Source organism: Pyrobaculum sp., from assembly GCF_049971835.1.
Lineage (GTDB): Archaea > Thermoproteota > Thermoprotei > Thermoproteales > Thermoproteaceae > Pyrobaculum.
Map to the genome: position 1 here is coordinate 1 of NZ_JBMFKV010000110.1, position 6,738 is coordinate 6,738.

At 59.7% G+C, this 6,738-nt stretch carries 8 protein-coding genes and 1 pseudogene; 1 reads left to right on the top strand and 8 read right to left on the bottom strand.

Going from position 1 to position 6,738, the window contains the following annotated elements; all coding sequences use genetic code 11:
• From ACP5J3_RS09550 to ACP5J3_RS09585, 8 genes are all read right to left on the bottom strand, one after another.
• Positions 1-1,885: hypothetical protein (locus ACP5J3_RS09550; RefSeq protein ID WP_428495478.1), on the bottom strand; the 1,885-nt coding region annotated here is incomplete at its 3' end.
• On the bottom strand, positions 1,882-2,550 hold the full coding sequence (locus ACP5J3_RS09555) for a transcriptional regulator (protein ID WP_428495479.1): 669 nt from the start codon (positions 2,548-2,550) through the stop codon (positions 1,882-1,884). The genes ACP5J3_RS09555 and ACP5J3_RS09550, both read right to left, overlap by 4 nt.
• Positions 2,480-3,028 carry a type VII toxin-antitoxin system HepT family RNase toxin gene (hepT, locus tag ACP5J3_RS09560; RefSeq protein ID WP_428495480.1) on the bottom strand — a complete coding sequence of 183 codons (549 nt, stop codon included), beginning with the start codon at positions 3,026-3,028 and terminating at the stop codon, positions 2,480-2,482. The genes ACP5J3_RS09555 and hepT overlap by 71 nt, the downstream gene beginning before the upstream one ends.
• Positions 3,016-3,438, bottom strand: a complete 423-nt coding sequence (locus ACP5J3_RS09565; protein ID WP_428495481.1) for a nucleotidyltransferase domain-containing protein — start codon at positions 3,436-3,438, stop codon at positions 3,016-3,018. Before ACP5J3_RS09565 ends, hepT begins: the two co-directional genes overlap by 13 nt.
• 2 nt (positions 3,439-3,440) lie before the next feature.
• Positions 3,441-3,803 (bottom strand): hypothetical protein, encoded by a 363-nt coding sequence (locus ACP5J3_RS09570; protein WP_428495482.1) that lies wholly within the window; start codon positions 3,801-3,803, stop codon positions 3,441-3,443.
• A gap of 1 nt (position 3,804) precedes the next feature.
• The gene (locus tag ACP5J3_RS09575; protein ID WP_148682574.1) at positions 3,805-4,206 is read right to left on the bottom strand and encodes a hypothetical protein; all 402 of its coding nucleotides are present in this window, start codon (positions 4,204-4,206) and stop codon (positions 3,805-3,807) included.
• Positions 4,207-4,235: 29 nt separating this feature from the next.
• Positions 4,236-5,477, bottom strand: a complete 1,242-nt coding sequence (locus ACP5J3_RS09580; protein WP_428495483.1) for a hypothetical protein — start codon at positions 5,475-5,477, stop codon at positions 4,236-4,238.
• Complete coding sequence (locus tag ACP5J3_RS09585; protein WP_428495484.1) at positions 5,477-6,061, bottom strand: hypothetical protein; 585 nt, start codon at positions 6,059-6,061, stop codon at positions 5,477-5,479. Before ACP5J3_RS09585 ends, ACP5J3_RS09580 begins: the two co-directional genes overlap by 1 nt.
• Before the next feature lie 322 nt (positions 6,062-6,383).
• On the opposite strand from ACP5J3_RS09585, the pseudogene ACP5J3_RS09590 reads away from it, so the two are divergent.
• Positions 6,384-6,738 (top strand): annotated as a pseudogene (locus tag ACP5J3_RS09590) (hypothetical protein); the annotation flags it as partial.

Sequence of the window (6,738 nt, forward strand, 5' to 3'; positions counted from 1 at the left end):
CCGCCGTCGCCAGCAGATAGCTGTAAGACTGCCAGACGTAGCCCAGCGAGCTCCAGCCGGCGGGCGGAGGACACGCGCTGTACGTCACAGTCAAGTCATCCCAATAAACCCAGAAGTCGTCTGTAGCCCCAGCGGCGTTGCCGCTGGCGTCCGCCACGCCCAGCGCCACGCCGACGACCGCGCCGGGGAGGTCGCCGAGGGTGATAGACCAGGTGTAGGTGCTTCCGCTGGCCATCGCGCCGAGGTTTATGAAGCGGTACTGCGTCGTGTTGGTACACGCGCCGGTGCATATAAGCGAGCCGGGGCTTACGAAGGATGAGACTATGGCGTACGTGGCGCCGTCTGTGCGGTAGTAGATATACTCCACGTCGGCTGTCCCGTCGCCGTTTGTGTCGACGCCGACGGCTACAAAAGCGGCGTTGTTCTGCGCATCTGCGGCGTCTCTCACATACAGCCCCCTCACAGAGATGGAGGCGCCAGCCGCTGGTACCGGGGACGGCAGTCTGTAAACGGCTATTGAGTAGCCGTAGTCGCTAGATACGGCGCCGGTGGAGCCGTAGGCATCCACCTCAGTAGCTAAAGAAGGCGGCGTAGAGGGGCTGTAGCTGGCGTCCACATACACCCGTGAGTCCGCCCCCCTGGTCAGCGCCGCCACGTTGCTGGGAAGCGAACAGCTGTAGTAGCCAATTTGGAGGTTATCCCAGTAGATAAAGAAGTCGGCATTCCACTTACCAGAGGCATAATAGAGGTCCACTGCTACGAATGCTATTTTCTCCACTACGCCTTGGCCTACGTAGGTGCTGATCGCACCGTTGTAGAAATCTGTCCACGTCTGCGACAGTGTGCCTAGCCTCACGACTATGTGGTTGGTCGGGCACCCGGTGGCGCCTGTGCCGATCGTGTATGAACATATGGAGGTTGCGGTGCCGCTCATCACGTCGAATATTTGAGTAGTACCCGAACCGTCGTCTCTCACTAGGTAGAGATAGACCACAGAGCCGTCGGGTTTACGTACCTGAAACTCAATATAGCCGATGTTGATGGGGATATCGCTCTGAAGCAGGCCGTATAGGTGCTGGACGCGGATTGTGTTGCCTGTAGTGACCTGTCCCAGTGCCGTTAGGTTAACGACGAGGGCCGCCACGCCGTATCCACCAGATCCGGCTCCGTCTACTAGTAGCCTCAGGCTGGGGGCCGGGTTGCCGACTGTCGACGACACCTCTATCCACGCCTCGGAGCCGTATGTCACCGTGCGGTACGGCAAGTTGATCAACGTGGTGTTGGAAGCGCCGTCCCAGCCATATCTGTAGGGCTCCGTGCACCAGTTGAAGGCCTCGGTAAAACTCGAAACGCCGCAACTAAACACCTGGCTGTAGAGCCTTGCCATAGGCTCCGCCGTGAAGTTCACCCACTGCCACGCGTATATCCCGCCCTGGTTAAACCAGGCCCTGGCCAGCACCGAGTAGCGGCTTGTCGTCGTGGTTGTCCACGCCAGCGGCGCGGTGGTGGGGACATACGGCCCCCCGCTCTGCACGTCGGTGATCTGCACCTGCCCTCCCAGCGAAATGGCGTAGGTGCCGCCGGGCGACCCCGCCCTAGCGACGGCCTCAAGCCTGGCCTGCCACCCGGGGTCTCTCGCCCGGAACAAGCCGACGACGTACTGCTCAGGCCACCCCGGCATAAACTTCATGTAGTAATACGTAGCGTTCACATCGACGGCGGTGTACCACCCCCTCACAAGGGGGTACAGCGACGTGTTGACGTCCTTAGACACCGGGGGCAGGGTGGCGTTGAGGCGCCACTGGACTGGGTTGAGAAATGAAAGAACCGCGTAGGCGGCCGCGACTCCCAGTAGGATAAGGAGGGGGTAAGCCAGGCGCCTCATGAGGCCGACGCCGCTAGGAAGTCTAGCTTCTCCCTATCCTCCAGCGGCAGTGCGTCTGGATTCACTGAGGCGAGGATTACCTCAGCCGCCTTCTTTGGGTTTGTGAAGTAGTAGGTCATGGGGCCTATCCTAATAGACCTCAGCCTGCCCTCCCTCTCCAGCACGTAGACGTGCCACTGGACGGCGCCCCAGCCCTTGCCCGTGGCCTTGGCTATCTGAGCCAGCGTCGCGGCGCCCAGCTGTTCAACCACCCGCAGTATCTCACGCCTAGCGGGATCCTCGCCGGTTGCCCTCTTGATGCGGGCGACTATCGGCAACAGCGGGGCGGCGAGCAGTTCGCGGCGGTTGCCAGCCACGTGGCTGAGGCCAGCCGCCGCCGCTACGCCGGCCGCCACCGCCAGTATAGGCGCCTCAGGCGCCGGGACGCTGGGCGGAGGCGGGGGCTTGGGGTACTCCACCGCCACGTACCCGCTGAGGGTGGTGGGCGCCAGCGCCGTGTTCACGCAGGCAATCGCCACCGGCTGGCTCACGTGGATTACGCCGGTGGCGTTGCAGAGGCCGGGCGGCAGACTTGCGTAGATCGTGGCCGTGGAGTTAGGCGGCACGTAGACTGGAAACATCCACATAGCCAACGGCGCCAAGACAACAAACACTGTAACATTCACATAGGGACGAATAGTGCGTAAATAAATATTTAACGTTGTGGCGTGGGCTAATATCTACGCCGCGTCTCAGCGCCTCTTTGTAAATCACGGAGGCTAGCCGTAGTAAATCTCTATATAGGCCCTCCTCTAGTATCTTCTTAACCAGCTCGGAGTCTACGGCGCCGTAGCCGTGGACCACAACGTTTCTAAAACCAATCACCTTTCTGAACAAGGCCGAGTCGCCGCTGTTTAAGAGGCCGTGTTGAGCCAGGGCGGAGGGCACGTCTGAATATCTGCTCGGCGGCTCGGCCCCTAGCTCCACGAGCAAGTGGGCGGCGGCGTCTATCAGCGCCTGTATCGCCACCTGCATCAAGTGGAGAGACGCATTTAGCAGTACATAGTCCTCTACCACCTCCGCGGCGCCGTACCTCCTCACCAGCTCGTCAAGCGTCTCCACGTTCCTCTTCACCAAGGCGATTAGCGACGCTATTTTACCCATAGCGACTCCGCAAACCTCTCCCGAGCCTTGGTCTTTGCCAGGTGGATCTGGAAATCTGCCCAGAGGGAGAAGGAGGTCACCATGTATTCCACATAGATCTCTCTATCCCTGGCGTATATCAGCCTCCCCGACGCCGCCCGGTACCTCAGCTCGTAGGGCAAGTCGTCGGTAAGTATCAAGACGTCCACGTCGTCGATTCCCAAAACCTCGGAGGCGTCTGCTGAAAAGCTTACCAAGAACTCAAGGTGCTCGCAACCGCTGGCCAGCTTAACCGCCACGTCAACGTCGCTGAGAGGCCCCGCCCTCCCCTTGGCTACGGAGCCGAAAAGCGTGGCAAACAGCACACATCCACTGTACCTCTCCTCGATCAAGCGCCTCAGCCGGGAGGCGGCCTCCTCCGGCGTCAACACGGCTATATGATGAAGGGGTCTCCCAGCCCCAGGGCCCTGGACACCACTGCGAGGAGTATGATGTAGATCCAGGCCGCGGCTGCGAAGAGGTACATAGTCCAGCGCCTCCTGTACATCCCCCAGTAGGTGTAGGCCAGGGAGGTGAGCAACAGCGCCAGGGCGAGTAGGTAGGTGAATCTGGCGTAGAAGTGGCCCCACTGCTGGATTAGGAGCGTGAAGACGAACCCGGCGATGAAGGAGACGAGGGCCCCGGTCCACACGGTGAAGGTCACCGGCCTCGTGTAGTACATCAGGTAGATGAGGGGCGCCAAGGCCGCGATCACGCCGCCCGCGGCGGATATCAAGAGGGACTCGACCCCGTCCATATCAAAACAGCCAGAGGCTGTACCTCCCCGTTGCCAAGGCAACTACGTACAGGGCGAAGAGGTAGACGTAGGCGACGCACGACGCGAGGGCGAGTTCCAAGTCTTTTTTCGAAGGCCTCAGAGCCACGTTTAGCTGGATTATCTGCGCCGCCAGCACGAGGGCCATTCCTATAAGCGCCGACAGCCTCCACGCCGAGATGCCGCCGTAGGCCACGGTTATCCAGACCGCGTATATATTCGCGGCCCCTGCCAGCACTAAAAAGGGCACGATTACGTCTCTGTGCTTAAAGAGGAGCTGGGGGGCGAGGCCGTAGTACCTCGCCGTCAGCCGCTCCGCGTACACCCTGCCGAACGCCACCGCCATCCCCGAAGCCACCCCGACGAGGAGGGCAACCCAGTTCATAGCCTCCACGAAGCCTGTATATATAAGTTTTACGTTTTCCAAGGCCTTAGAAATTCCCTCTCCGCCTTCACGACCGCCGGCCACCCGCCCCAGCTACCCCCCGGGTCGGCCACGACGTACAGCGGCTCAGTCCATCCCGACGGGGCGCCGCAGGGCGGGTTGCAGGTGTAGTACGGCGGCGTCCTGCTGTACACCCAGTACCTAGTGCCGTTAGCCACGTAAAGCCAGACGTCGCCCGCCCTCGCGGGACCCGCCGTTGCGGCGGCTGGCCTAAACAGCGAAACCTCTGTGGTGAGGTATGTAGACACTCCGAAGTCGTACCTCAGCACAGCCCCCCACATGCCCACCGGGGTGCTGTAGCTGTATATATAGAGCCTGTAGGACCTCCCGGCGGACACGGTATAGTTCACGACCCTCAGCGCCGTTCTATATTCGCTGTGTGTCCGCGGCGTCGGCGAGTCGAAGTAGGGCCCCGCGTAGCCGGGGAGCAACACGCCGAGCTTTGCCCTCAAGGAGGGCGGGGGCGGCACGGTGAGGTTCACGGCGCGGAGGCACGGGGCTTGGTATACATACAGCGTGGAGGTGCCCTCAAGCTTTATAAAGGCGCCGAAGCGGGGCTGGCCGCCGGGGGACGGGACGTATACGGGCGGCACTATGTTCGGCGCCGCCTCGCCGTAGTTCAGAATCTCGGTGAGGAGCACCGACTTGTTGTACACAAAGACGCAGCCAGCCACGGGCAACCTCGCCAGGGGCCGCTCCCACACGTAGAACATGCCGTCTGCCCCCACCTGGACGAACTGCCAGCCAGAGCCGTTGAGAACCACCACTGCCCTCTCCACGGCGCCGGGGTACCAGTCGATTAGCTTAATCTTGAGGAGAACCGCGTCTCTCCACCCGGAGGGGTGTGTGAAGTTGACAAAACAGTCGCCCTGGACGCCGGGGGGCACGGCCAGGTCTACGTAGTACTTGCCCGGCGCTCCGCCCACAGACGCCACTGCAACGGCGCCGCAGGTGGAGGAGACGAGGACGGAGGTTGGGTAGAATATGCTCACAGATATGGCCCGCGGGTAGCTCCACACGGCGTAGGGGGAGCTGTAGAGGTACAGAGTCTTGCCCTCCACGGCGACGTAGCTAGGCACCTCGCCCACCGCCACCTCTGCCAGGGGGCCTGTGCGGAATGCGTAGTCGCCCCCCGGCGCGGTGAGGGCGATTAGGAATACGAGGGTGGGGAAAAAAAGGAGTAGGGTTCTAGCCGCCGCCTCGCTTCTCATCAGCCAGATGGCACCTTCTCGATGTTTATCTGGTAGGCGGCTAGGGTCTTGTAGTAGGGGGCGTTGGCGTCGATAGTCAAGTCGACGCCTAGAATCGCGCACTGGCCCGGCTGAAGCGTCACGTAGCCCGTGGACCAATCCACCACCTTCTCGTCTTGAATCACCGCCTGGTTATCGGTTGCGTTGGTTGGCTGTATGAACTTTACAGCCATGTATCTGATATAGGTAGAGTTGGGGTAGAAGTCTTGTAGTTGTCTTACATCTACGATTCTTATCTTCACCGGGACGTTGTAGTTGTTGCAGACGCGGAGGGCGTTGGTGATGTTGACTATGTCGCCAGGGACGCCTGTGACGTATACCCTAGTGATGTTGAGACCGGTGTTGGAGTCGTAGTACCAGTCGGCCTTGACAAATGTGCCGTTCATTACATAGGTGTCGTTGCCAACGTACTTAGTGACTGGGGGTTGTGTGGTGTTGACGTACCAATACGTCACGTTTAGAATAGACACTGTTGCAAACAGCGCGGCGGCTCCCAGCAACACCGCAAGCAACCCCAGCAACCTGTTTCTACTTCTCCCAGCCATGTGTAGCGAATTTTTCCAAGGTTTAAATATTCAACGTTGTGCCGAGTATATACAAATAGCGATGTGAATATGGGAGCTGTATATATCAAAACACAGACGAGACAGAGCCACCACCCCGCCACCCCACCCTTTGACATTTCGGCAACGTCCCCCTTCCCGCTCAAATCAGTGGAAAAATAAATAATAACAAATTTTGTCTTAGTGGCGATAAGCAGATCTGCGGCAGTAGGTGGTGTCGCCGCTTGTACCGTCTGTCTGGTTCGTTGTACGTATTTTTCACGGCACAACGTTGAATATATAAAGATGTACGTTCTGGGGACTCATGGCGAGGAAAAGGAATTACAAACCGCTGGTGGTGCTGGCGGCGTTGACCGCGGTGGCGCTGGTGGCGGCTGCAGTTACGTTTACCAACATAACGTACTGGGTTGTGAACGCCACAAAGCCGCCAGCCATGAAGTACCCCGGCGCAGACACCACAGTTGCTAGGGGTACGTACGCCAAGGTCAGCTACTACTTCGACAACACCAACGGCTACAACATCACAAGAATTTCGGTCATCGGCTTCACCGGCGACCCCGTCAACTATACTAATATAATCCGCGTGTGCAACTACTACGGCTCAACCCCGGTGGTGGCTACTATGTACTACAGAGGCATCGTGGCCGATCCTAACCAGC